This is a genomic window from Burkholderia sp. BCC1998, from assembly GCF_905339875.1.
Classification (GTDB): domain Bacteria; phylum Pseudomonadota; class Gammaproteobacteria; order Burkholderiales; family Burkholderiaceae; genus Burkholderia.
Genome location: NZ_CAJPHE010000005.1, coordinates 319,156 through 342,240 on the forward strand (window position 1 = coordinate 319,156; position 23,085 = coordinate 342,240).

Consider the following 23,085-nt stretch of genomic DNA (forward strand, 5'->3'; position numbering starts at 1 on the left):
ACAGCGCCCGCCGGGCAGGCGGGCGCGTGTCGACTCCGCTGCGGATCAGTGGAACGTGCTGCCCGCGAGCATCCCGCCGTCGACGATGAATTCCGAACCCGTGCAATACGCGGATTCGTCGGACGCGAGGAACAGCACGAGGCTCGCCACTTCGTCGGGTTTGCCGATGCGTGCGATCGGCAGGCCGCTGTAGATCGAAGACGGGTCGAAATCCGCGTATTCCGGCGGCCGCGCCATCACGGTGTCGATGCCGCCCGGGTGGACCGAGTTCACGCGGATCCCGTAGCGGCCGAACTCGAGCGCGGCGGCCTTCGTCATCCCGCGCACCGCGAACTTGCTCGATACATACGCGCTGCCGCCGGCCACGCCTTCCATCCCGGCCGTCGACGACACGTTGACGATCGAGCCGCCGCCCGCATCCCTCAGCGCGGCCAATGCCGATTTCATGCCGAGCCAGCAGCCGACCTGGTTCACGTCGATCACCTTGCGATAGTCGTCGAGCGAACACGACTCGATCGGCACGAGCTTCAGGATCGCCGCGTTGTTCACGAGGATGTCGAGCCGCCCGAAATGCGCGAGCGTCGCATTGACGGCGGTGTGCCAGTCGTCTTCGTTCGTCACGTCGAGATGCTGATAGCGCGCGGCGTCGCCGAGTTCGGCCGCGACGCGCCGGCCCGCGTCGTCCAGCACGTCGGCGATCACCACGCGTGCGCCTTCGGCGACGAACCGGCGTGCCTCCGCCTCGCCCTGGCCGCGGGCGCCGCCCGTGATCAGCGCTACCTTGCCTTCGAGTCGTTTCATCGTGTGTGCTCCTGTGAGTGTAGGGGGACGCGCGCGGGCCCGCTCAGGCGGCAGCTGACGCGTCGATGATGCGGACCGGATCGGCGCCGTCCCAGGTACGCGCTTCGGCGATGCCGTGCGCGATCATCGCGCGCATGCCTGCACCTTCGATTACTTCGACGCGCACGCCGGGATCGTCGGCGTCGTCGAGATAGGCGACGCGCGTGGCCGGGTTGTGCGCGTCGAACACCACGCGCAGCCCGCGCGCCGTAAGTTGCGCGACGGCGGCATCGAGATCGTCGACCACCCATGCGACGTGATGCAGGCCTGTGAGCAGTTGTCCGTGCGCATCGCGGTACGGCGACGGCGCGTCGTTCGTCACGTGGATCAGTTCGATCTGCAGATCGGCGCGATACGCGAGCCCGACATCCATCGTGACCGTCGTCGCTTCGCCGAGGCAGCGGCCGTCGAGCCGCACGTTGCGGAACACGGTCCACGGGCCGACATCGTGGCGGGCGCGCCAGCGCGCGATGCTGCGGTCGAAATCGGCGACCACATAGCCGATCTGGTCGATGGGGCCGAGGATAGGGTCGTTCATGGTGTCTCCGTGGCGGGCGCGAGCGGGCGCGGCGCCGTTTCGTGCGGCATTCGGCGCGTGATGAATGACGGTCATGATGGCAACAAAGGCGGCGCGGCGTGCCGTCCAAACGGACTAGCTGCACGCTATCCGGACGGCGCTGGGCGCTGCATCGCTGACGACGGATTTGCGTATAGGACGGGACGAGCGAGGAAGGCGAGAGAGGCGAGGAAAGCGAGGAAGCGAGGAACGCGAGGAACGCGAGGAACGCGAGGAACGCGAGGAACGCGAGGAAGCGGGCAAGCGGGCAAGAGGGCAAGCGGGCAAGCGGGCAAGCGGCAAGCGGGGAAAGCGGAAAAGCAGGAAAGCAGGAAAGCAGGAAAGCAGGAAAGCAGGAAAGCAGGAAAGCAGGAAAGCAGGGAGGAGCCGAAGCTGACGAAGCGCGTAAACCGGATTCGCGCATTACCCCGCGTTCGGCCTCTTGACCGTCAGTCGGCACACCGTTGCAAGCGCAAGCAGGTTCGGATCACGTTCACGCCGATGCAGGAAGCTGAGGCCGATCGTCTGGCGGATCGTCGGTCCGGCGAGCGGCACCAGCGCGATCTTGTGCGAGAAGAGGTCGCGCACGCGGCCCGGCAGCAGCGAATGGCCGACACCGCCCGACACGAGGTTGATCAGCGAAAAGATGTCGCCCACGCGCATCACGACGTTCGCCGTGACGCCCGCGGCCCGGAACGCTTTCGTGAAACCGTCTTGCGTCGCGAAACCTTCGCCGAGCGACACGAACGGCACGTCGCGGCAGGCGGCGAGATCGACCGCATCGCATTGCGCGTACGGCGAATCGATTGGTGCGGCGAAGAACATTTCGTCCTCGAACAGCGCGATTGATTCGATTTCGGCGTCCGGTTCGGGCAGCGCCATCAGCGTCGCATCGATCGCGCCTTGCCGAAGCTTGTCAAGCAGGTCGGCGTTCGAGCCGAGCACGAGCTCGGCCTGCAGCTCGGGCCGACGCTCCTTCAGCGCGATCACGACCTCGGGCACCGTACGGATCGTCAGCGAATAGAGCGAGCCGATCTTCAATTGCCCGGCGCCGTAGCCGGCGGCTTCCCGCGTCGAGCGGATCCCGTCCGTCATCGTCTTCAGCACGTCGCCCGCGACCTCCGCGAGCACCTGCGCGGCGTCGGTCGGAATCAGGTTCCGTCCTTCGTGGCGAAACAGCGCGCAATGCATCCCTTCCTCGAGCGTGTGCAGCGCGCGATGCACGCTGACCGTGCTGACGTTGAGCGCCTCGGCGGCTTTCGCGAGGCTGCCGGCTTCCATGAAGGCGAGAAGCACCTCGAGCTTGCGGAAGGTGATCTCTTCGTTGATGCGATTGCGCATGGTCGGGGCGGCGGGAAGGGCGATCGACGATTCTGCCGCAGAACACCGGCAGCAACAATGCGCGAATGTCCGGAATATCCGCATCGCGGCGGTACGCGATGACGACGTTTAATCTGCGGCTAAGTATCGACCGCTCCCGTTAATTGATGCGGGTTTTCGGCGTCCCTATGATCGGTTCATGCCGGTTGCGCTCGGGCGCGGGACGATCTTGCGTGTCCCGTCGCGCGCAGCGGTTCGCGATCGCCCGCCCGGGCGGCGGCCGGCACGGCCCCACGAGACTGCAGGAGACAAGCATGCGCGACCTACGTCGGAACACGCGGCATCGGCAAGTCGTTGCCGCTGTCGTCGGCAATACCCTCGAGTGGTACGACTTCATCGTCTACGGTTTCTTTTCCGGCATCATCGCGCGGCTGTTCTTTCCCGCCGAAAGCCAGTATGCGTCGCTGCTGATGTCGCTCGCGACGTTCGGCGTCGGCTTCTTCATGCGTCCGGTGGGCGGCATCCTGCTCGGGCTCTATGCGGACCGCAAGGGCCGCAAGGCCGCGATGCAGCTCATCATCTTCCTGATGACGCTGTCGATCGCGCTGATCACGTTCGCGCCGTCGTACGCGACGATCGGCCCGGCGGCGCCGATCCTGATCGTCGTCGCGCGGCTGCTGCAGGGCTTCGCGACCGGCGGCGAATACGCGAGCGCCACCGCGTTCCTGGTCGAGAGCGCGCCCGCGCACCGGCGCGGCCTGTACGGCTCGTGGCAACTGATCGGCCAGTGTCTCGCCGTGTTCTCGGGCGCGGCGATGGGCGCGTGGGCCACGCAGTCGCTGTCGGATGCGGCGCTGCACAGCTGGGGCTGGCGCGTGCCGTTCGCGCTCGGGCTGCTGATCGGGCCGGTTGGCTTGTGGATCCGCCGTCACATGGAGGAGACCGAAGCGTTCCTTGATGCGAGCAAGTCGACGGTCGAGCCGCCGGCGAGCGTGTCGCGCGTGCTGCGCGACAACCTGCGCGGCGTGCTGGTGTCGATGGGGCAGACGATCACCGGCACGGCGGTGTTCTACGTGATGCTCGTCAACATGCCGACGTTCGTGCACAAGACCTTCGGGCTGCCGCTCGACCAGGTCTTCAAGGTGCAGATGGTGGCGGTCGCGCTGCTGACGGTGACGATTCCGGTCGCGGCGATCGTGTCCGACCGCATCGGCCGGCGGCCCGTGCTGATTGCCGGCACGCTGTCGCTGCTGACGCTCACGTATCCGCTGTTCTCGTGGCTGGCCGCCGCGCCGGGCGTCGGGCGCCTGCTCGTGATGCAGCTCGTGATCTGCACGATCATCGGCATCTGCTACGGTCCCGCGCCGACCACGCTCGCCGAGCAGTTCGCGACGCGATCGAGATCGACCGGCGTCGCGCTCGCGTACAACGTTGCCGTGATGGTGTTCGGCGGTTTCGCGCCGTTCATCGTCACATGGCTGACGCGTGCGAGCGGGTCGCCCGTCGCGCCCGCGTGGTACGTGCTGTTCGCCGCGTCGTTCGGGCTGGCCGCGAGCGTGTTCATGCACGACGGCGCGCCGTGCGTGCTCGCGCGCCGGCAGTTCTCGGGCGAGCCGCTGAGCGCCAAATAGTCGTTCGCCATTCGGGGCGATCAGCCATCGGCCCGGGCGGCATGCGACGTATCGGCGCCGCCGATGGTCAGCATCGCGGGCGGCGGCCTACCGGGGCCGCCGCCCGCTCGTTACGCTGGCGCGATCATCCACTCTGTCCGGAAGGTCGCCATGTCCCGGCTCGACTACACGCTGCTCGGCCCCTGCCTGCTCGCCATCGCGATCGACGCGATGGGGTTCGGGCTCGTCTACCCGATGATGTCCGCGATCTTCAGCGATCCGCACGCGGGCATCCTGCCGGCCGACGCCGGCGAACACGCGCGCAATTTCTACCTCGGTGTCGGCTACGGGATCTATCCGCTCTGCATGTTCTTCGGCTCGTCGCTGATGGGCGAGTTGTCGGACCGTTACGGCCGCCGCCGGATCCTGCTGCTGTGCGTGCTCGGCCTTGCGGCCGGCTACGCGCTGATGGCCGCCGGCGCGTGGCACGGGAGCGTCGCGCTGCTGCTGGCCGGGCGCGGGCTCACCGGTTTGATGGCCGGCTGCCAGGGCATCGCGCAGGCGGCCATCACCGACCTGAGCACGCCCGGGAACAAGGCGTACAACATGAGCATCATGTCGCTCGCGTTCAGCGCCGGCGTGATCGTCGGCCCCGTGCTCGGCGGCGTCACGTCCGACCGGACGATCTCGCCGCTGTTCGACTACGGCACGCCGTTCGTGCTCGTCGCCGCGCTGTCGCTCGTGTGCGCGTTCTGGACCTGGGCGTCGTATCGCGACACGGCCGCGCCGCGCGGCGACACGCGCATCGATCCGCTGCTGCCGCTGCGGATCATCGGGGAAGCCGCACGTCAGCGCAACGTCGCGTTCCTGTCGGTGGTGTTCTTCCTGATGCAGGTCGGCTACGGACTCTACCTGCAGACCATCATGCTGCTGCTGCAGGCGAAGTTCGGCTATACGAGCGCGCGGCTCGGGCTGTTCAGCGGCGTGATCGGCATCTGCTTCGTGTTCGGCCTGCTGTTCGTCGTGCGGCGGATGCTGCGCGTGTGGCGGGTGGTCGACATCGCGAAGACGGGCCTGCTCGTCGCGGGCCTCGGCCAGATCGCGTCGGCACTGTTCCCGCACGAGCCGGTGCTGTGGGTGCTCGCGATGGTGGTCGGCTGTTTCGACATGGTCGCCTACACGACCATGTATACGGCGTTTTCCGATGCCGTCAGCGAGGACCGGCAGGGCTGGGCGCTCGGCGTCGCGGGCTCGGTGATGGCCGTCGCATGGGTCGTGACGGGCGCGCTGACGAACCTGCTGCCGGTATTCGGCGAGATCGGGCTGCTGCTGATCGGCGGCGCGGGCTTCCTGCTCAGCTTCGTGATGATGGTGAGCTATGGGCGCAAGCAGGCCGGCGGGCGCGCGACCGCGCTGTCGTAGACGGTTGCGCGCAGGTTGGCCCGATCCTGTCGGACGTTGTCCTGCGGGTCGCTGACGCGCGTGAGCGCGCGGCCCGACACCAGTGCCTCGCGGTCACGGCGGGTCAGCCCGCGGCGGCAATCTGGCGCGGGGCCGCGTGCGGCGACGTGTTGACGACCGGGCAGGTGCTCGCGCTCGATGTCGCACGACGCATGCGCGGCCGGTGCGCTGGCCGCGTTCAAGGTGCGAAGCGGTCGGCCGCGCATCGGCGCGCGGCCCGCCCGGTCAGAACATCGTGTTCCCGTTCGCTGCTTTTTCGGGCACCGGCTGGATCACGTCCCAGTGCTCGACGATCTTGCCATCCTTCACGCGGAAGATGTCGACCACCGCTTCGCCGCGATCGCCCGGGCGCTCGGTCGCATGCACGTGCAGATAGACGAGGTCACCGTCGGTCGCGCTGCGGACGATTTGTGCGCGTGATTCGGGGTTCTTCTGGAACGCGCCGACGAAGTACGACACGAACGGCTTCTTACCGTCGGGCACGTGCGGGTTGTGCTGCTTGTAGTCGTCGGCGACGACGGCGGCAGCCTCGAGCGCTTCGTGCTTGTTGAAGAAGCGGTCGTAGAACGTCAGCACGAGCTGGCGGTTGGCTTCCTCGGCGGCCAGGTCGCGCGCGGCCGGGCCTGCGGCCAGCGCGGCGGTCGATGCGGCAAGCAGGACGAACGCGGCAACGGTGCGGACGGGCGAGCGGAGCGATGACATGCGGCAGGTTCCTTGTCGGGAGATGCGTGGACGGAATCCGCTCGGCCATCGAGTCGATCGAATGGTACAGTTGCCGCGAACCCGTCACAAGAAGTCACCGCGGTGTGAACAGGTCACACCGCGGTGACCGTGCATTACCCGTGAAAGAGAATCCCGTCATGTCGTTTCCGTCCGCCGACGAATCCGTCGAATTCGATCAGCCGTGCCCGATCCGCGATGTGCTCGACCGCATCGGCGACCAGTGGAGCCTGCTCGTGCTCGACGCGCTGTCCGGCGGCACGATGCGTTTCAACGAACTCGCCCGTGCGATCGGCGACGTGTCGAAGCAGATGCTGTCGCGCACGCTCAAGCGGCTCGAGCAGGACGGCTTCGTCAGCCGCACGCTGTATGCCGAGGTGCCGCCACGCGTCGAATATGCGCTGACGGACCTCGGGCGTTCGTTCCTGACGCCGATGCACGCGCTGATCCGCTGGGCAGACGAACATCATCGTGCGATTTGCGCGGCCCGTCGCCGCGCGCGCGAGTAGGAAAGCAGCGGGCGTTGAGCGGAGTGCGTCGTGCGGTCGCGTGACGGCCGGCGACGGGATGCGTGCGTTGCGGCAGCAGCAGATGATTTCGTTATCCGAAAGTTTCGAGGGCGCTGCTTTCGCATGCGGTGTCGCGAAGGGCGCAACGCAAGCCTGGCGATCGGCGTTTGAAGGGTGCCGACGACTGTCGTGACCGGGGCAAGCGCGATTGGCATCCGCACGGTCGGTCAGCTCGTATTCAGGACAGGGCGGCGTGTCGATCGGCAAGGGCGTGGAAGCGGCGGATTCGCGCCGACCGACGGCCGGCGCGGACGACTTAACGCCAGGTGCCGTCGACGTAGACCCACACTCGACCCTGGCGCCGCCAGTATCCAGGTACCCACCTGCGCCCGGGGCGGCGGGCGACCCAGCGTCCGGACACCCATATATAGTGGCCGCGCTGCCAGCGCCAGTAGCCGTCGGTCCAGACATAGCCGTGCGGCCGTGGAGGCGGCGGCCGGCGATCATGCCGCGGTGCAGGCGGCGCGAAGCCCGGGCGATCGGAATAAGGCGGCCTGCCGGGGCCCGGAGGCGGTCCGGGCGGCCGGTACCCGGGCGGGGCGGGCTGGGCGGAGACGGTGCGCAGCCAGCCGCCGGTGGCGGCAAAGGCGGCGGTCAGTCCGACGGCGCGCAGCAACGAGCGTCGATTCATGCGGGTCCTCTATATATGTAGTCGAAGCCGCCTTACATTAGCCCGCCGGTCCCGGAGCCGGGTTACGCCGGTCGTTAAGGCTGTTACCGCATGTCACGACGGCCCGGCGGCTGCCGGGGCGCCGCCGTCGATCTCCCCGTTGAAGTTGGCGCCGACGGCCAATGGGGGCGGCTACGGCCGCGCGGCCGAATGTTTACCGTTCAGTCGCTGCGTTTTAGGCGGCCAGGCCCAACATTTGAGATTGTTTTGGGTAAAAATTACCGTTTTCGCGTGGTTCCATCGATTCCGTTTGTTGTTTCTATGCAACCGTCAAGACGATGACACGAAAGAATGGTGGGATGAAAGCCTCCAAAAAACATCCGTCAATAGGTCAAAAAAAGACGTTAAAACAAATACTTATAACGCGTCCCCACTTTCATTATTTCTAGTTCTGGAAAAGCTTATTTCTTTATTTGCAGATCGCGCCCCTAGGGTACACCCCTAAACTCACGGTTCCCAAACGGGCAACTATCCGGGCGCGGCCAGAAGGACCGATGGCGCTCCCGGGCGGTTGCAGACCGTTTATGAACAAGGTCGCGAGACCTGCCTCTTTTTAGAAGGGAGCTCCACGAATGAACAAGACTCTGATCGTTGCAGCAGCTGCAGCATCGTTCGCTACCGTCGCTCACGCGCAAAGCAGCGTCACGCTGTACGGCGTGCTGGACGCAGGCATCACCTACCAAAGCAACGTCCAGAACGCAGCCGGCCAAGGCAAGTCGCTGTGGTCGATGGGTTCGGGCATTGACCAGAGCCGCTTCGGCCTGCGTGGTTCGGAAGACCTCGGTGGCGGCCTGAAGGCAATCTTCACGTTGGAAAGCGGCTTCAACATCGGCAACGGCAAGTTCGCGAACAACAACGGCATGTTCAACCGCCAGGCTTTCGTCGGCCTGTCGAGCCAGTACGGCACGGTTACGCTGGGTAAGCAGTACGACTCCGTCCAGGACTACCTGGCACCGCTGACCGCAACGGGCTCGTGGGGCGGTACGTACTTCGCTCACCCGTTCAACAACGACAACCTGAGCACGAACGGCGGCTACTCGGCTAACAACACGATCAAGTTCGCAAGCGCGAACTACGCTGGCCTGCAATTCGGCGGCACGTACTCGTTCTCGAACAGCACGAACTTCGGCAACAACCGTGCTTACAGCGGCGGCGTGTCGTACCAGTACCAAGGCCTGAAGCTGGGTGCAGCTTACTCGCAAGCGAACAACCCGAACAACAACGGCACGGGCGCAGTTGACTCGTCGTCGGCTCTGTTCAACGGCCAAGGCCGCCTGCGCACGTACGGCGCGGCTGCTGCATACGCATTCGGCCCGGCGCAAGTTGGCGCAGCATGGACGCAATCGCGTGTCGACAACCAAGCTAACGGCGCGGCTACGTTCCACGCTGACAACTACGAAGTCAACGCGAAGTACAACCTGACGCCGGCTCTGGGCCTGGGCGCAGCGTACACGTACACGAACGCGAAGGTTGCTGGCGAAAGCACGCACTGGAACCAGTTCGGCCTGCAAGCTGACTACTCGCTGTCGAAGCGCACCGACGTCTACGCACAAGCTGTGTACCAGCGCGCTGCGAAGAACGGCGTTGGCGCATCGATCTACAACGGCGACGTCAACACGCTGCCGAGCTCGTCGATCAACCAAACCGCAGCAACGGTTGGTCTGCGTCACCGCTTCTAAGCGTGACGGCTGGGTAACCAGCTTCGCAGTATCGAAAAAGGCGCCTTCGGGCGCCTTTTTTTTCGCCCGCCGCATCGGCGATGCGGGCTGCGATGACGCTGCGTATCGTCCGGCCGCAAAAAAAGCGAGGCGCTGAGCCTCGCTTTTTGTTTGGTGTGCCGACGTGTGCGCTGCCGGCCGGCAGCATCAGCGCGTGTATTCGCCGTTGGCTTCCGGCTGGAACACGATCGCGGCGACCTTCATCAGCCTTTCGGCGCCGCTCGGCTGCAGCACTTTCACCAGCTGGCCGCGTTGCGTGCCGAGCAGCGCCATGCCGACCGGCGAGAACACGTTCAGGCGGCCGAGTTCGAGATTGGCGGCGTCCGGATAAACAATCGTCCAGGTGGCCTGTTCCTGGGTCGCTTCGTCGAGCAGTGTGATCTGCGAGTTCATCGTGACGACGTTTGCCTTGATGGCGTCCGGTTGCACGATGTCTGCGCGCTCGAGCAGCGTGTCGAGCATCGTCTGGAAGCGCGGGTTGTGTTCGGCGTGCTTCTCGAGGCGAGCAACGTCGAGTTCGGTCAACTGGTAAAGGCGTTGTTTCATGGCAGTTCTCCAAATGATCGGCATGGGGCAGGCGGGGCGTGCCTATGGGGATCGCCCGGAGCCTGTCTGACCTGGCTCCGGGAAGGAGGCCGAGCCGTCAGATCAGGCGCCGGGCAGGCGCGAGCGGCGCCTGGGCCGTGCGTCGAGCGAGGGGATGCGCCGGCTGGCCGGCGCGCACGCGCACGCCGACCGGGCCGGGCGGCGAAACCGAAGCGAGCATGGGCGCGTGCATGGTGAATGGGGTATCGAGAGGTGAATAAAACCTTACGATTCTACAACACAACCTTCCGGATCGGTGCTTCGGCTGTCGGCCTTTCGTCAGGCATTGTTGTGAAAATGATTTAAGTAATAGCGATCGCGCACGGTGACAGCGGTCGATTTTTTCCGAAAATGCAACGCTGTATGTTCAAACCAAGGGTTTCCCCTTGGTATGGCCAGCACTACACTTGATCCATCGCTTCAGACAGTCCCGCCGGGAGCGACGTCAAAAGAGAACATATTTCGGAGGTCCACCATGAAGTCGATCATCTACGCAGCGATCGCTGCATCCGTTCTTGCCGCCCCGATCGCATCGTTCGCACAGTCCGAGCAGGGCTTGACTCGCGACCAGGTTCGGGCCGAGCTCGTGCAACTCGAACAGAACGGCTACAAGCCGCTCGCGAGCGATTCGCAATATCCGGACAACATCCAGGCCGCGGAACAACGGATCCAGCCGAACCAGCCGATGCTCGCCCAAGCCGATACGAGCGGTTATGGTGCGGTGGCGACGGGCGCAGGCCAGTCGGGCCGCCGCATGACGCATGAAGCCGCGAATCCCGTGAACTCCGTCTACTTCGGCAACTGAACATTCCCGGGTCTGCCCGAGCACAGCATGTGACCGACGGGACGCGCGCCGCTTGCGCGCGTCTGCGTCAGCAGAGCAGAACCTCCGTCGCCGCATTCCGGCGGCTTTTCCGCCCAGACGCTCGCGCGTTTGGGCCTTTTTCGCTGGGACGGATCAGGCGGACGTGACCGTCGGGGTGCCGTGGATATAGTGTTCGAGTTGGCTGATCGTGAATTGCTGGTCGGCAATCACGCTCTTCACGAGGTCGCCGATCGAGATCAGGCCGATCAGCTTGCCGTCCTGGATGACGGGCAGGTGGCGCATCCGGTGCTCGGTCATCAGTGCCATGCACTCATCGGTGGATTGCGACGGTTCGACGTAGCGCACCTTGGCCGTCATGATTTCCTCGACGCGGGTGGCTTTCGACGAACGGTCCTGCAGCACGACCTTGCGCGCGTAGTCGCGCTCGGTGACGATGCCCGCGATGTCGTCGCCGTCCATGACCAGCAATGCGCCGATTCCCTTTTCCGCCATCAGCTTGATGGCGTCATAGACGAAATCGGCTTTCTTGACGGTGTAGATCGTGCGGCCGGAATCCGGCTTGGCTTTGAGAATTTGCGCGACAGTCGTGCTCATTTGCTTTCTCCGTGTGCGGGACGATGCAGGGAAGGCAGGGCGTGATGCGCGGCACCCGACGGGCCCAGTATAGCCGGGCCTGCTGCGGCAGTCGCGTGACGTTTCCAGATTAGCGGTAAACTCCGGTCACGCACTATCCACACAACTCCTACATTCCAGATCGTTTCGATTGAATTCATGATGTCTTCGCGTCCCCAATCGCCCACGCAGGGCAATGGCCAGGCAGACGAGTGCGTGACGCTCGTCGCCACCGCGTCGCTGCCCACGCGCTACGGTACGTTCACGTCGTACGCTTTCCGCGTATCGGGCAGCGATGCCGAACATCTCGCGCTCGTGATGGGCGACGTCACCGGCGAGCAGTCCGTGCTCACGCGGCTGCATTCCGAATGCCTGACCGGCGACGTGTTCGGCTCCTTCCGCTGCGATTGCGGCGAGCAGCTCGATCTCGCGCTGCGCTACATCGCGGCGGAAGATCGCGGTGTGCTGCTGTATCTGCGCGGCCACGAGGGGCGCGGCATCGGCCTGAGCAACAAGATCCGCGCATATGCGCTGCAGGAGCAGGGGCGCGACACCGTCGAGGCGAATCTCGACCTCGGCCTGCCCGACGACGCCCGCGAATACGATTCGGCCGCCGCGATCCTGCGGATCCTCGGCGTGACGTCGGTGCGCCTGATGAGCAACAACCCGAAGAAGTTCGACACGCTCGTGAAGCACGGCATTCCCGTGTGTGAACGCGTGGCGCTCGCCGTGCCCGTGCGCGAGGAAAACGAGCGTTACATCCGAACCAAGCAGGTCAAGTTCGGGCATTACTTCGAAGAAAACGAATAGCGGAAATTTCGGACTTGTCCCGATTCGTCCGAACTGATCCATCAATGTCCATAAATATTTGAATTTTAAGGATTATGTCGTGTCCGTTGATGCCTCGGTAAACGCATTGGCGCTTGTCTCCGTGTGCCTAAACTCGTTGCCTCGGCGTAGGTTTATGTGATGTAGCGCAGAAAACCTACGCCGAGTATGCTTCTCTCGAGAAAACCTACGCCGAGGGAAGAATGCGGTTCGATGCACGTGTCGCGGCCAAACTGCTGAGTGGCGAACACCTGACCTTTGAGGGGTTCCCGGGGTTACGCCTCCAGGCGTCGACGAGCCGCAAGTCGTGGACGTATCGTTACAAGTCGCCGGTCGACGGCCGGATGCGACAGGTAAAGCTCGGCGAATGGCCGGCGATGGCGTTTGCCGCAGCGATCGCTGCGTGGGAAAAGAACCGTGTCGAACGCGATTCTGGCACTGAGCTTTCAGCGCTCCGCCGAAAGCGAGATAAATCGACTGCTCGTCCATCACCTGCCGTCTACACAGTTGGACAGGTGTGCCGCGACTATCTTGAAGGGTATGTAGAAGTAAGTCGGAAGACAAAGGGAGCGGTTGAGGTCGCACGTATATTCAAGGCGATGTTGGGGCCTATTGCGGACGTGAGCGCAGCGACCATCACACGCGCCCAGGCATTCGACTTAGTCGACTCGCATCGGTCAACGCCTATGCTTGCGGCGCGCCTTCGTATGGAGCTTGGCTGCGCATGGCACTATGCGCTTGATGCTGGGCGCCTTCCCGAAAATACTCCGAACTGGTGGCGGGAAGTTCTACGAGGGCGATTGAAGAGCAAAGGGCGCAAGGTCGAGGGGAAATACACGGGGACACAGAAGCGGGTGCTCTCGCTGGACGAACTCGGCACATTGATCCGATGGTTGCCGAACTTCAGTTTGACTGTTGCTGACGCGTTGACGCTCTATATTTGGACCGGTACGCGGGGTGGCGAAATTGTCGCTATAGAGAGTACCGAGATAACCGAGGAAGCCGACGGTCTCTGGTGGACCATTCCGAAGGAAAAGACCAAGGGATTACATAACGAGAGAGCGACAGATCTTCGAGTGCCACTCATAGGCCGTGCCGAGGTTGTTGTGCGACGACGTCTCGATCAGGCCAAGGGAACGTTTCTTTTTAAGTCGTCGCACGGATCGTCGATGGACCAAACCGTGGTTCAGCACGGCGTCTACTATCATCAGCCATATTGCAAGATCGCGCCGAAGCATGACCGGCCGCGTTTAGCCGTCACGCATTGGTCAGCTCACGATCTTCGACGCACAACCCGGACGCTGCTCGCGACGCTGGGATGTCCCAATGATATTGCCGAGGCCGTCCTCGGGCATGTACAGCCTGGAATCATCGGTATCTATAACCGCCATACCTATGACAAGGAACGGCGCGAATGGCTCACGCAGCTGTCACATCGTCTCGAAGCGATTGCCGCGACGTATCCCGCGAAGAAGCAGATCGTCGGTGTTTCTTGATCGAGCTTCATTGAGCTTCAAATAAAAATAATCGACCGCGCAGGGCGGAGCGGTAAGGATTTTCGACTCAGCCTCATTTGGGAAAGGATTGCTGCGGAACTTCGAGGAAATCCGTCGTCCGATTGGTGCGCCGCCAAACGGAATGTTGTTCCTGCTAGCGCGTTTGCCCCGCTCGGCAAATGCCTACTAAAGTCGGATGTACGTGCGCAATCGCAAGTACGAAGTGCTCCCTAAATCTCATCGATTCTCCGGTCGTGCATGTTCGCAATGCCTCTGCGCGGATAAGGAGTCAACGGCAGCAGACGAAAGGTGAAGTGGAATGAAGATCTGTTTCTCTTTGAAGGAGGTGGCAGCGGCACTCTCGCTGTCACCGGCGACCGTACAGAAACTCGTACGAGAGAAAGCTTTCCCTGGGCCGCGACTACTGTCGGGCCGGAGGGTAGGATGGCTCACACATGAGGTTCAGAAGTGGGCTGACGCTCGTCCGGTTGCCGACCTGCTGCCACCTGAGAATTCCGGCGCTAGGAAGCGGCGAGTTCCTCGAGACGATCGCCCGGCTACGTGAGTCCTTCCGATTTCGGCGCCGAGGCTGTAATGGTCTCGCCCCCACGATACCGCACTGGCTCAATTTGACCAATTGTATCCACGGCTACCTGACCTGCGGTGGAATTTTGTAGCCAATCAGGCAGTGAGTCTCGCGTCGATATTATCGGAATCCAGCCAGGCTCGACGGACCGTGGCGGGAGGTTGATAGCGATGTGCACTATGGGGCCGGCGCTCGTTGTAGAACTGCCGCCAGCGTTCAATGAGCACCTTCGCCTCGGCGCGGCTGCGGAACCATTCCCGGTTCAGCAATTCGTCACGCAGCTTGCCGTTGAAGCTCTCGACGAACCCGTTTTGCCACGGACTGCCCGGTGCGATGAAGGCCGGACCGATGGCAGCATTTCGCAGCCAGCGCATAACCTTGGCAGCGGCAAATTCGGCGCCGTTGTCAGACCGAATGAACGCGGGCTTGCCGTACAGCCGCATCAGTCGCGACAGCGTCAGGATGACGTCCTGCGACCGCAGGCTGGCACCAACCTCGATCGCCAGGCACTCGCGGGTGTATTCATCGATCACGCAAAGCATCTTCAACGCCCGCCCGTCTGCTACGCCTCACGCTGGGCGGATGGATGTTGATCGAAGGCTGGCCCAAACTGACGATCCCAACGAGCAAGGTCGACTTCGTAGAAAGGATTGGCTTTCATCCAGGCTGGCTGTTCTCGCCCTTGTTGGCCGTGATGCAGGTGGTCGGCGGTCTCTCATTCATTCTTGGGCTCTACACGCGGCCTTTTGCACTGGCAAGTGCAGTCATGCTTCTCGTGACGGTGTATTACCGTGCATTTTCCCTACGATGCGGCTCCGTTGCTCACACAGGCCGGAATTGACAGCCTGAAGGCGAACCCGGCATTCTCCACGCCCAATGGTGCGAAACGCTTGGCTGATGGCGGTGTTTTCTTCGTCAAGCTCCTTCAACGCAAGGTATTCAGCTTTCCAGCATCTGGGCCATCGGCAACCTTTTCTTCGCCGCGTTCGGCGGTGGCTTGTTTTCGCTGGATCGCAAAATCAGCAGGACCTTCTAAAGTCGCAGCCGTGATGCGGCTTCGTCGGTTCTCGGGTTCGCGGCTTCAGTCTAAAGGTCCCATCGAATGGCCGCCTGGATACTCTCCGGGCGACCAAGTATGACTGGCGGGAAGTTGGAGGCTTCACTCAAGCGGCGGCTATGGGGAATCTCGTTCGCCGGGCGAAAAAGGGAGTGATCGGCTTGACACTTCTTCAATCTGATGCCGGCAACTTTGGATCGATGCCAGTCATCGACACCGATTGATCCCACAGCCGGCGGGCCAGTGCGGTGTCTTGCGCCGCTGCAGAACGCTTGGCCTCACCCGACACACCGCGTACCCCGCGGAAGCCAATGGGGCCATAGTAGCCCCCTGGCGTCACGATGTCGGTCGCGGCCTGCAACGCGGGCCAAGCCCCCTTGTCGGCACTATTGAGCAAGACCCCGACGATGGGATTGAGCACTTGCAAGGGGCCCATGTACCGCCCCAGGTTCGTTGAGGCCATTCCCGGATGACAGCCCACGGAGGTGATCTTCGAGCCGGCTGCTCGCAGCCGCCTGTCCAGCTCAAAGAAGAACAGTGCGTTGGCGAGCTTGCTGGCCGCATAGCGTTGCATACGGTTGTAGCTCTTCTCTGCATTGAGGTCGTCCCAATCAAACGTCGCACCATGGTGCGCCACGCTGGAGGTCGTGACGACTCGCGACCCAGCAGTGGCGCCCAACTGCGGAAGCAGCAACGCCGTCAGCGCGAAACAGCCCAAGTGATTGACGCCGAATTGGAGTTCGAAGCCCTGCTTGGTGTGCATCAGCGGGGGCGTCATGACACCGGCGTTGTTGATGAGCCCATCCAGGCGTGGCTCGCTGGCGATGTGCTTGGCCATGTCCCGGATGCTGTCCAGATCCGCGAAGTCGATGGGCATGAAGCCCAGATTGGCACGCGGCGTAGTCCGCGTGATCTGCGCCATCGCCTCGTGCGCCTTCGCCTCGTCCCTGCATGCGAGCAGCACGCGCGCACCGTGCTGCGCCAGGACCCGCGTGATTTCATAGCCAATGCCGCTGTTGGCGCCGGTAACGATAAAACACTTGCCAGTTTGATCCAGTACATCGGCTTCCGTGAAGCCTCGGGGTTTCGACATGAGATTGCTCCTCGTGAGGTGAAGTGGGTTGCAGTAGGCGACTGCTCTCACCCTTGCTATCAGCGCAAAACGCGTTGTTAGCTTCGACGCTCAGGACTAAAATGAGGCAGCCTCCGAATAATAAGCGGAGCCATCCTCCGTTTGCAAGGGAGTTCAATTTGGATGTCGGAAAAAAATATGAGGCGCAAGCCACGCGCTGATGGCGAGCGAAATCGCAAGCGCCTGCTGGAGGTTGCGCGGGTGGCTTTTGCCGAGCATGGCTTATCTGCCAGCCTGGAGGACATCGCGCGGACGGCGGGGGTGGGTATCGGCACGCTGTATCGGCATTTCCCCTCGCGCCAGGTGCTGGTCGATGAGATTTATCGTGAGCAGGGAGAGCGCCTGACGGCCGCGGCCGCTGAGCTGAGCCGAAGTCACACTCCTGTCGATGCCTTGCGCGAGTGGTTGATGTTGTTCATCCAGTCGCTGGAGAACAAGCAGATCATGGCCGGGGTGCTCGCATGCATGTCGGAGGACGGCGGCGCGGACTACTGCGCCTTGTCAGGCGAGCTGCTTGTGACGGTTTTGGACGGCTTGCTGCAAAACGCGATCCGAAGCGGGAGCATCGGCCAGAAGATCGAATCGCTTGACCTGCTGTGCGCTATTGCGGGCATCGCGAGCTATAGTCCAGATCCCACCTGGGAACAGAGCGCCAAGCGCCTCGTGAATGTTCTCCTTGCAGGGCTGAAGTGTTCTGAAGGGCAGCTCTAGCCCCTAGCCATCTCTTGGCAGCCTTCCACCGCTGAGGCCGCCCCCTCGGCGCTACTTTCTGAGGTTGTCGCATCGCTTGTCACCAGCAGACGAATGCCAAGCGCGACCATCACGACGCCGGTGAGGCGCTCCTGCCAGGTCTGCAGGCACGGCCATCGAAGAAGCCACTGCCCCATAGTTCCAGCAGCGAGAGCCACCCCACCGAGAGACAGAACGCCAACGAGATTCTGGATCGAGCCCAACACAAGCAGCTGAAGCCAGACCGGGCCGGCTGATGGATCGACGAATTGCGGCAGGAACCGCTGGGTGGAGCAACCATGCTGGCATCAGGCAGCGCAGCACGAGGCGCAACTGCACTGGATCGACCATACCCGTGACGCGTACCCGGTCGTGCGCGGCGGTCCACTGACCTGACAGCATGAGAGCGAGGATGCCGCGCGGATCGACAAGGGGTTCGCTCATCGCATGCGTCTCACGTGAGGATTCAGTCACCCTGCAGCGCCTGCTGCACCAGGTGACTGTCTACATACTACTCCATGCTCACGATCATGCCTTCCTTGAGGCGGTAGATGCAGATCATGGCGGGGGTACTGAGTTGCATGTCGGGCGGCGGCGACGAATTCTGTGCGTTGTCCGGTGAGGTACTTGTGGCGGCATTGGACCGCCTGCTCGAGCGTGCGGTCCAGAGTGGCGACATCGTCCGGGCGGTCGAATCGCTCGACCTGCTGTGCGCGATCGCGGGCATTGCGAGCTACGGTCCAGAGCCTGGTTGGGAAGCAAGTGCTAGGCGCTTGGTGTCCATTCTGATTGCGGGGATGGTCCGGTCTGAATAGGCCCTTGGCCATTTCCGTGGCATAAGCCTTCTTGGTGTCGCCTCATTGCCGCTATCGGGAAGCGCAAAACCGTCTGCCGTGTACCTGCCTCATCGGCGATTGGTCGTTTCACGTCAGAGCGATCAGGTTTCCGAACGTCGGCATACATTCGGCGCGACCGCTCGTCGGCGCGCTTCGCATCTGTACCTGAGCGCCTCGGAGGCTTGCGCGCACGCGAATCCCGTCGTTGATTTATGAATGGAGCTAATAGGTCTTAGCAATTTTTGCTATCCACCTGATGATGGACAAACGATAAAGTGCAACGAACAGGGGTGTGCCGCGGCTGTGCGCGGAGCCCCGAAAACCAAATGCACAGTATTCCAGGAGGATCGATATCGCGTGGAGACGCTGTTCCCGGCTGCCGGTCGCATTGTGCGCAGTAGCGCGTAGTGCGCGGTCATCGACACAAGCGCGTCGACATTCTGTCGCTGCTTGATCGGGAATCGGGTAAGTCGCCACCATTCATTCTGGAGTACTTAAGTTGAAACGGAATCTTCACATCCTCATTATCGCGGTTGGTCTTGCTGCCCCGATTTTTGCATCTGCTCAATCGCTAACGAAGGGGCCAACGCGCGAACAGGTTCGTCAGGAAATGATCGAGTACGCAGCCGCTGGCTTTAACCCTGCACATCTGAATCCTGCCACATGGGTTGACGACGCGCGCGCGGCGTCGGCGAAAGTCGCTGCTGGTCGGGTAGCGGTCGCGCACTCGTCGCAATGGGTGGCCAGCAGCGAATCCAGCAACTGCGACTGATCCTCCGGATCTTGTCGCTCCGCCTCCGACATCGGTGACAGTAAAAGTCGTGTATTGCGCATTTTTTTGGTGTGCGTTCAACGAATCGATTCAGCCATTTCATCTCGACAGGAGCATTAGCAATGAGCAAGTCACCCAACACTGATTCCAATCTCGGCGATGAGGTTATCCCGATGGACTCGGAACGTCGCGACTTCCTGAAGGCCGCCGGCATGGGTGCCGTGGCGCTTGGTGCGCTATCCGTCTCGGGCGGGCTGGCCCTTGCGGCTGATGCACCCCAGGTCCAAAGCGCACCCACGGGCGCGGACAACTTTTACAAGAGCGACAAGGTGACTCTCCAGCGGGTCACATTCAAGAATCAGTATCAGATGTTTATCGTCGGAAATCTTTTTGTTCCGAAGAACCTGGATCGGAGCAAGAAGTCGCCGGCTATCGTCGTTGGGCACCCGAATGGTGCCGTCAAGGAGCAGAGCGCGAATTTGTACGCTCAGAAGATGGCGGAGCGCGGCTTCGTTACCATGTCCCTTGATCTGCCTTTTTGGGGGGAAAGTGAAGGCGCGCGCAATGCCGTCGCGCCGGACATGTACACGGAAGCCTATATGGCCGCTATCGATTTCCTTCGTGCGCAGCTGATTGTCGATCGCAATCGCATTGGCGGGCTCGGCATTTGCGGTAGCGGATGTTACATGGTCAACGCGGCGAAGATTGATCCTCGCATCAAGGCCATCGCAACCGTGAGCATGTACGACATGGGCTCTGTCAACCGGAACGGGTTGAACCACTCCCAATCGCTCGAGGAGCGCAAAAAAGCTATTTTGGCTGCGGCTGAACAGCGCGACATCGAGTTCGCGGGCGGGCCCGTGAAGCATGTCGACACCATGCTCGTAAAGCTGCGACCCAACGCCGATCCGATCGAGCGAGAGTTCTTCAACTTCTACCGCACTCCTCGCGGTGCCTACGTGCCGGAGGGCACAACGCTGTATCTCACGACGAACCGGCCGATCACTGCTGAAATCAAGCAGATGAACTTCTACCCGTTCAACGACATCGAGACGATTTCCCCGCGTCCGATGCTGTTCATCACGGGCGATCAGGCGCACTCCAAGGAGTTCAGCGAAGACGCATACAAGCGCGCGGCAGAGCCGAAAGAGCTTCACTACGTTGCGGGTGCCGGGCACGTCGATCTTTATGATCGCGTGAACTTGATTCCGTGGGACAAGCTCAACGCATTCTTCGTCAAGAATCTCGCATAAGCGTATATCCCATGACAAGTCGGGCTTTCAATGTGTCGGCGGCGGCGATCTGGCCTCGCCATGAGGCCGGCCATTGGCGCGTCGCTTTGGCAGTGACGCTGTGTGTCGCTGCGCAGCCCGCCTTGGACATCTACGTGACGTTGCTGACACGCTTTGCCGGATTGCTTAATGGAAACGAAGCCCTGGCAACTTACGGAATCGCGATATCCGGAACCTCTGCCGTACTTGGTGACCTATTCGTCACGGCCTTGGACGATATGACATACCGCAAATTTTCGTTGCTGCCAATTGTCTCGCTGGGAGGCGTCTTTGGCGTGGCTGTAGGTGCGCGATCCAATCGGGTCATCCACTTGGTCAGGCGCGCGCTAACGGCCGTGTTGGTTAGCAGTTTCTCGATGACGTCGGCTGCAATGTCTACGAGGCAGACACGGCTTCAACGTATCAGCAAGGTACTGAGGGTCATCATCGGCGGGACGGTTCCGGTTACTGTTGTCAGCGCTCCGTTGGGGTGCTATTTCGGACAATTCATCAGTCGGCGTGAAACGTTGTTCTGCATGGTACCGGTGGCGCTCGTTGCCTTCGTCTGTCAACGGCGGTGGAGCGCCAGACACTCACAACCCACGTGATGTGAACTCCTCTCCACCTGCGCGCTATTCATCGTCGGAGGTATCCAACCGAAGCCCGCTCCAACTCATCGGCAGGGTAAGGGGGAAGGGATGTTTCAACAGTGCAAAGGATGTCGGCCCTCTACCCCGAGCTAGGAGTTGGAGCGCACAGTGTTGACGGGTACGACTTTCGATAAATCAACGATCAATACAACGGATACCGACGTGGCGCTTTCTTCCTTTATGGCTGCGATTGCGGCTTCGGCGATACTTGGGTATTCGACACTAGCTGTTGCGGATGCGCCAGAGCGACCTTCAACGATAACCTTCGCCGCCGATCAGCTCTACCCGGAAACAGCAAGCTGGTCAGAAAAGGAAAAGGTCTTCTTTGTTAGTTCCATCCGTCACGGCACGGTGGGAAAGGTTGCAGTCGATGGACAATATACGCCGTTCATTTCCGACAATAGGCTTGTTTCGACTGTTGGGCTTCTCGCTGATGACGCGCACAACACATTGTGGGTGATCAATGCTGATCCCGGCCTCGGCGTACGTTCCAGTGCGACGACGCAGGGCAAGCTGGCCGGCGTCGCAGCATACGACGAATCTACCGGCGCGCTGCGCGCTTACTACGACTTGACGAGTCTGAGCCAAGGCGCACATTTCGCAAACGACCTTTCGGTTGACGATGCCGGGAATGCCTATGTCAGTGACAGCTTTGCGCCGATGATTTTCCGCATCGGTACGGATGGCAAGGCATCGATCCTTGTCCGTAATGAAACATTTGGCACGGGGGAGAACTTCAATCTCAATGGCATCGCGTGGGCCAAGGATGGCTTTCTGATCGTCGGGAACACGACGACAGGAGAATTGTTTCGTGTGAGCACGGCTGATCCCGTTCAAGTCGACAAGATCAAACTTTCCGAACCATTGATCGGGGTCGATGGCTTTCATCTGATGGATCGTCGCCATCTTGTCATCGTTCAGCAACGTATTGCGGCCGGAGGGGGCGGCGACGAATGGATCAAGGAACTGGTTTCGACTGACGGCTGGAAAACCGCCAGGGTCGTCCGTCGTGCGAAGAGTGTGGCGTCGGCGCCGACTTCCGTTACCCAGGTCGGTAACACCATCTACGCACTTGCGTCGCGGATAGATACCCTCGCTAACCCGAAGGCATTAAAGGTTAGTGACTACGTACTGCAAAAATTTTGAGCTTTCGCTGAAATTTCGCCTTGCAAGAGGTCGTGTGCAAAACATGATCTCCCGGGGCAGGGAATTGGCTGCGCGTCGCATACGGCAGTGGTATGGTGCTGTCAATGACGAGACGGCGAATCATCGATCATGGAAGACAGTACACTGCGCGATTCCTTTGGCGGGCTGACGGCATTCATCGCCGTCGCCCGTGCAAAGAACTTTACTCGAGCTGCCGTGCAGTTGGGCGTGTCCCAATCCGCAGTAAGCCACGCAGTTCGTGCGCTGGAGGAGCGGCTCGGCGCCCGTCTGCTCGCGCGCAATTCGCGCACCGTCACGCCGACAGAAGTAGGGGAGCGGCTCCTTCACGTCGTTGCGCCTCGCTTGAAGGAAATCGACGCAGAGATGTCCGCTCTGTCGGATCTCCGCGACAGCCCGAGGGGCTCCATACGCCTCACCGCGCCGGACTATCCGAGCCGCACGATTCTCGCTCCCAAGCTGAAAGAGTTTCTGCCTAAATATCCTGATATCAAGGTCGAGCTGTGTATCGACAATCGCTTTGTCGACCTTGTGGCTGAGCAGTTCGATGCTGGCGTCCGGCTCGGCGAATCCATTGCGCAGGATATGATCGCCGTTCGAATCGGTCCTGACGTTCGTTTCACCGTCGTCGGAACGAAACGGTACTTTTCCACCCATGTGGTGCCTCGAACCCCCGGCGATCTTGTACACCATAGCTGCGTCAACTTGCGACTGATGGCGCACGGCGGATTTTGGGCCTGGGAGTTCGAAAAAGGTGGACGACCTGTCAATGTTCGCGTCGATGGTCAGTTGGCGTGTAACGACATTTACGAATGTTTGAACGGCGCAGTGGCGGGGCTTGGGCTAGCGTATGTTCCAGAGGATCTCGCCGAGCCGTATATCAAGGCGCGGCACTTGATCCCCGTTTTGACGGACTGGTGTCCGTTTTGGGGCGGGTTCCACCTGTACTATCCCAGCCGGCGACAGTTATCGGGAGCCATGGCACTGCTCGTTTCCGCGTTGCGTCATGAGCCATAGCGGTGCGAGTTTTTTCACATCTCGTCCGCCTGTGCCAGGTTGCAAGAAGGCTTCGTGTCT

General features: G+C 61.8%; 24 protein-coding genes and 1 pseudogene. 16 read left to right on the forward strand and 9 right to left on the reverse strand.

Annotated features, from left to right (window positions below; genetic code table 11):
• Positions 1–45: 45 nt before the first annotated feature.
• From U5A56_RS12210 to U5A56_RS12220, 3 genes are all read right to left on the reverse strand, one after another.
• Entirely contained in the window at positions 46–801 is a 756-nt protein-coding gene (locus U5A56_RS12210; protein ID WP_321922532.1) for a glucose 1-dehydrogenase, read from the reverse strand.
• A 43-nt stretch (positions 802–844) separates the two neighbouring features.
• Positions 845–1,378 carry a VOC family protein gene (locus U5A56_RS12215; protein WP_321922534.1) on the reverse strand — a complete coding sequence of 178 codons (534 nt, stop codon included), beginning with the start codon at positions 1,376–1,378 and terminating at the stop codon, positions 845–847.
• A 441-nt stretch (positions 1,379–1,819) separates the two neighbouring features.
• Positions 1,820–2,737: a LysR family transcriptional regulator gene (locus U5A56_RS12220; RefSeq protein WP_321922536.1), complete on the reverse strand. Its 918-nt coding sequence runs from the start codon at positions 2,735–2,737 to the stop codon at positions 1,820–1,822.
• A gap of 293 nt (positions 2,738–3,030) precedes the next feature.
• Between U5A56_RS12220 and U5A56_RS12225 the strand changes: the two genes are divergently transcribed.
• Positions 3,031–4,347, forward strand: coding sequence for an MFS transporter (locus tag U5A56_RS12225; RefSeq protein WP_321922538.1), 1,317 nt, complete (start codon positions 3,031–3,033; stop codon positions 4,345–4,347).
• 150 nt (positions 4,348–4,497) lie between these two features.
• Positions 4,498–5,748: an MFS transporter gene (locus U5A56_RS12230; protein ID WP_321922540.1), complete on the forward strand. Its 1,251-nt coding sequence runs from the start codon at positions 4,498–4,500 to the stop codon at positions 5,746–5,748.
• Between the two features lie 264 nt (positions 5,749–6,012).
• Here the strand turns inward: U5A56_RS12230 and U5A56_RS12235 are convergent, their stop codons facing one another.
• Complete coding sequence (locus U5A56_RS12235; RefSeq protein ID WP_321922542.1) at positions 6,013–6,489, reverse strand: nuclear transport factor 2 family protein; 477 nt, start codon at positions 6,487–6,489, stop codon at positions 6,013–6,015.
• A 158-nt stretch (positions 6,490–6,647) separates the two neighbouring features.
• On the opposite strand from U5A56_RS12235, the gene U5A56_RS12240 reads away from it, so the two are divergent.
• Positions 6,648–7,016, forward strand: a complete 369-nt coding sequence (locus tag U5A56_RS12240; RefSeq protein WP_321922544.1) for a helix-turn-helix domain-containing protein — start codon at positions 6,648–6,650, stop codon at positions 7,014–7,016.
• 316 nt (positions 7,017–7,332) lie between these two features.
• Here the strand turns inward: U5A56_RS12240 and U5A56_RS12245 are convergent, their stop codons facing one another.
• A complete protein-coding gene (locus U5A56_RS12245) occupies positions 7,333–7,707 on the reverse strand; it encodes a hypothetical protein (protein WP_321922545.1) in 375 nt (124 codons plus the stop codon).
• Positions 7,708–8,318: 611 nt separating this feature from the next.
• On the opposite strand from U5A56_RS12245, the gene U5A56_RS12250 reads away from it, so the two are divergent.
• A complete protein-coding gene (locus U5A56_RS12250) occupies positions 8,319–9,425 on the forward strand; it encodes a porin (protein WP_044846708.1) in 1,107 nt (368 codons plus the stop codon).
• A gap of 186 nt (positions 9,426–9,611) precedes the next feature.
• On the opposite strand, the gene U5A56_RS12255 is transcribed toward U5A56_RS12250, so the two are convergent.
• A complete protein-coding gene (locus U5A56_RS12255) occupies positions 9,612–10,010 on the reverse strand; it encodes a GreA/GreB family elongation factor (RefSeq protein ID WP_044846709.1) in 399 nt (132 codons plus the stop codon).
• Between the two features lie 514 nt (positions 10,011–10,524).
• Here U5A56_RS12255 and U5A56_RS12260 point away from each other — a divergent pair.
• Positions 10,525–10,854 (forward strand): DUF4148 domain-containing protein, encoded by a 330-nt coding sequence (locus U5A56_RS12260; RefSeq protein WP_044846710.1) that lies wholly within the window; start codon positions 10,525–10,527, stop codon positions 10,852–10,854.
• A 153-nt stretch (positions 10,855–11,007) separates the two neighbouring features.
• Here U5A56_RS12260 and U5A56_RS12265 read toward each other — a convergent pair whose 3' ends face one another.
• Positions 11,008–11,469: a CBS domain-containing protein gene (locus U5A56_RS12265; RefSeq protein WP_044846711.1), complete on the reverse strand. Its 462-nt coding sequence runs from the start codon at positions 11,467–11,469 to the stop codon at positions 11,008–11,010.
• Between the two features lie 177 nt (positions 11,470–11,646).
• Between U5A56_RS12265 and ribA the strand changes: the two genes are divergently transcribed.
• The 3 genes from ribA (at position 11,647) to U5A56_RS12280 (ending at position 14,376) form a co-directional block, all read left to right on the forward strand.
• Positions 11,647–12,297 (forward strand): GTP cyclohydrolase II, encoded by a 651-nt coding sequence (gene ribA / locus U5A56_RS12270; RefSeq protein ID WP_044846712.1) that lies wholly within the window; start codon positions 11,647–11,649, stop codon positions 12,295–12,297.
• Positions 12,298–12,518: 221 nt separating this feature from the next.
• Entirely contained in the window at positions 12,519–13,811 is a 1,293-nt protein-coding gene (locus U5A56_RS12275) for a tyrosine-type recombinase/integrase (RefSeq protein ID WP_321922548.1), read from the forward strand.
• A gap of 319 nt (positions 13,812–14,130) precedes the next feature.
• The gene (locus U5A56_RS12280; RefSeq protein WP_321922549.1) at positions 14,131–14,376 is read left to right on the forward strand and encodes a helix-turn-helix transcriptional regulator; all 246 of its coding nucleotides are present in this window, start codon (positions 14,131–14,133) and stop codon (positions 14,374–14,376) included.
• A 116-nt stretch (positions 14,377–14,492) separates the two neighbouring features.
• Here U5A56_RS12280 and U5A56_RS12285 read toward each other — a convergent pair.
• Positions 14,493–14,963 (reverse strand): annotated as a pseudogene (locus tag U5A56_RS12285) (integrase core domain-containing protein); the annotation flags it as partial.
• Between the two features lie 20 nt (positions 14,964–14,983).
• Here U5A56_RS12285 and U5A56_RS12290 point away from each other — a divergent pair.
• Both U5A56_RS12290 and U5A56_RS12295 read left to right on the forward strand, forming a co-directional pair.
• Positions 14,984–15,238, forward strand: coding sequence for a DoxX family protein (locus tag U5A56_RS12290; RefSeq protein ID WP_321922550.1), 255 nt, complete (start codon positions 14,984–14,986; stop codon positions 15,236–15,238).
• Positions 15,189–15,536 (forward strand): hypothetical protein, encoded by a 348-nt coding sequence (locus U5A56_RS12295; protein WP_321922647.1) that lies wholly within the window; start codon positions 15,189–15,191, stop codon positions 15,534–15,536. The genes U5A56_RS12290 and U5A56_RS12295 overlap by 50 nt, the downstream gene beginning before the upstream one ends.
• 90 nt (positions 15,537–15,626) lie before the next feature.
• Here the strand turns inward: U5A56_RS12295 and U5A56_RS12300 are convergent, their stop codons facing one another.
• A complete protein-coding gene (locus tag U5A56_RS12300; protein WP_321922552.1) occupies positions 15,627–16,547 on the reverse strand; it encodes an oxidoreductase in 921 nt (306 codons plus the stop codon).
• A gap of 162 nt (positions 16,548–16,709) precedes the next feature.
• Here U5A56_RS12300 and U5A56_RS12305 point away from each other — a divergent pair, with 162 nt between their 5' ends.
• The 6 genes from U5A56_RS12305 to U5A56_RS12330 all read left to right on the forward strand — a co-directional run bounded on the left by U5A56_RS12305 (position 16,710) and on the right by U5A56_RS12330 (position 23,025).
• Positions 16,710–17,297, forward strand: a complete 588-nt coding sequence (locus tag U5A56_RS12305; protein ID WP_321922554.1) for a TetR/AcrR family transcriptional regulator — start codon at positions 16,710–16,712, stop codon at positions 17,295–17,297.
• 569 nt (positions 17,298–17,866) lie between these two features.
• A complete protein-coding gene (locus U5A56_RS12310) occupies positions 17,867–18,130 on the forward strand; it encodes a hypothetical protein (protein WP_321922556.1) in 264 nt (87 codons plus the stop codon).
• Between the two features lie 520 nt (positions 18,131–18,650).
• Entirely contained in the window at positions 18,651–18,923 is a 273-nt protein-coding gene (locus tag U5A56_RS12315) for a DUF4148 domain-containing protein (protein WP_321922558.1), read from the forward strand.
• 122 nt (positions 18,924–19,045) lie between these two features.
• Positions 19,046–20,176 (forward strand): CocE/NonD family hydrolase, encoded by a 1,131-nt coding sequence (locus U5A56_RS12320; protein WP_321922560.1) that lies wholly within the window; start codon positions 19,046–19,048, stop codon positions 20,174–20,176.
• Positions 20,177–20,955: 779 nt separating this feature from the next.
• Positions 20,956–21,990, forward strand: coding sequence for a hypothetical protein (locus U5A56_RS12325; RefSeq protein ID WP_321922562.1), 1,035 nt, complete (start codon positions 20,956–20,958; stop codon positions 21,988–21,990).
• 129 nt (positions 21,991–22,119) lie between these two features.
• The gene (locus U5A56_RS12330) at positions 22,120–23,025 is read left to right on the forward strand and encodes a LysR family transcriptional regulator (protein ID WP_321922564.1); all 906 of its coding nucleotides are present in this window, start codon (positions 22,120–22,122) and stop codon (positions 23,023–23,025) included.
• Positions 23,026–23,085: the final 60 nt, after the last annotated feature.

Excerpts from the sequence above, each read along its gene's own strand:
- U5A56_RS12240 (WP_321922544.1), top strand. The coding sequence starts at position 6,648 with ATGTCGTTTCCGTCCGCCGACGAATCCGTCGAATTCGATCAGCCGTGC.
- U5A56_RS12290 (WP_321922550.1), top strand. The coding sequence starts at position 14,984 with ATGTTGATCGAAGGCTGGCCCAAACTGACGATCCCAACGAGCAAGGTC.
- ribA (WP_044846712.1), top strand. The coding sequence starts at position 11,647 with ATGATGTCTTCGCGTCCCCAATCGCCCACGCAGGGCAATGGCCAGGCA.
- U5A56_RS12250 (WP_044846708.1), top strand. The coding sequence starts at position 8,319 with ATGAACAAGACTCTGATCGTTGCAGCAGCTGCAGCATCGTTCGCTACC.
- U5A56_RS12220 (WP_321922536.1), bottom strand. The coding sequence starts at position 2,737 with ATGCGCAATCGCATCAACGAAGAGATCACCTTCCGCAAGCTCGAGGTG.
- U5A56_RS12280 (WP_321922549.1), top strand. The coding sequence starts at position 14,131 with ATGAAGATCTGTTTCTCTTTGAAGGAGGTGGCAGCGGCACTCTCGCTG.
- U5A56_RS12210 (WP_321922532.1), bottom strand. The coding sequence starts at position 801 with ATGAAACGACTCGAAGGCAAGGTAGCGCTGATCACGGGCGGCGCCCGC.
- U5A56_RS12245 (WP_321922545.1), bottom strand. The coding sequence starts at position 7,707 with ATGAATCGACGCTCGTTGCTGCGCGCCGTCGGACTGACCGCCGCCTTT.
- U5A56_RS12265 (WP_044846711.1), bottom strand. The coding sequence starts at position 11,469 with ATGAGCACGACTGTCGCGCAAATTCTCAAAGCCAAGCCGGATTCCGGC.
- U5A56_RS12275 (WP_321922548.1), top strand. The coding sequence starts at position 12,519 with ATGCGGTTCGATGCACGTGTCGCGGCCAAACTGCTGAGTGGCGAACAC.
- U5A56_RS12260 (WP_044846710.1), top strand. The coding sequence starts at position 10,525 with ATGAAGTCGATCATCTACGCAGCGATCGCTGCATCCGTTCTTGCCGCC.
- U5A56_RS12255 (WP_044846709.1), bottom strand. The coding sequence starts at position 10,010 with ATGAAACAACGCCTTTACCAGTTGACCGAACTCGACGTTGCTCGCCTC.
- U5A56_RS12225 (WP_321922538.1), top strand. The coding sequence starts at position 3,031 with ATGCGCGACCTACGTCGGAACACGCGGCATCGGCAAGTCGTTGCCGCT.
- U5A56_RS12310 (WP_321922556.1), top strand. The coding sequence starts at position 17,867 with ATGCAGATCATGGCGGGGGTACTGAGTTGCATGTCGGGCGGCGGCGAC.
- U5A56_RS12300 (WP_321922552.1), bottom strand. The coding sequence starts at position 16,547 with ATGTCGAAACCCCGAGGCTTCACGGAAGCCGATGTACTGGATCAAACT.
- U5A56_RS12330 (WP_321922564.1), top strand. The coding sequence starts at position 22,120 with ATGGAAGACAGTACACTGCGCGATTCCTTTGGCGGGCTGACGGCATTC.
- U5A56_RS12230 (WP_321922540.1), top strand. The coding sequence starts at position 4,498 with ATGTCCCGGCTCGACTACACGCTGCTCGGCCCCTGCCTGCTCGCCATC.
- U5A56_RS12320 (WP_321922560.1), top strand. The coding sequence starts at position 19,046 with ATGAGCAAGTCACCCAACACTGATTCCAATCTCGGCGATGAGGTTATC.
- U5A56_RS12235 (WP_321922542.1), bottom strand. The coding sequence starts at position 6,489 with ATGTCATCGCTCCGCTCGCCCGTCCGCACCGTTGCCGCGTTCGTCCTG.
- U5A56_RS12215 (WP_321922534.1), bottom strand. The coding sequence starts at position 1,378 with ATGAACGACCCTATCCTCGGCCCCATCGACCAGATCGGCTATGTGGTC.
- U5A56_RS12305 (WP_321922554.1), top strand. The coding sequence starts at position 16,710 with ATGTCGGAAAAAAATATGAGGCGCAAGCCACGCGCTGATGGCGAGCGA.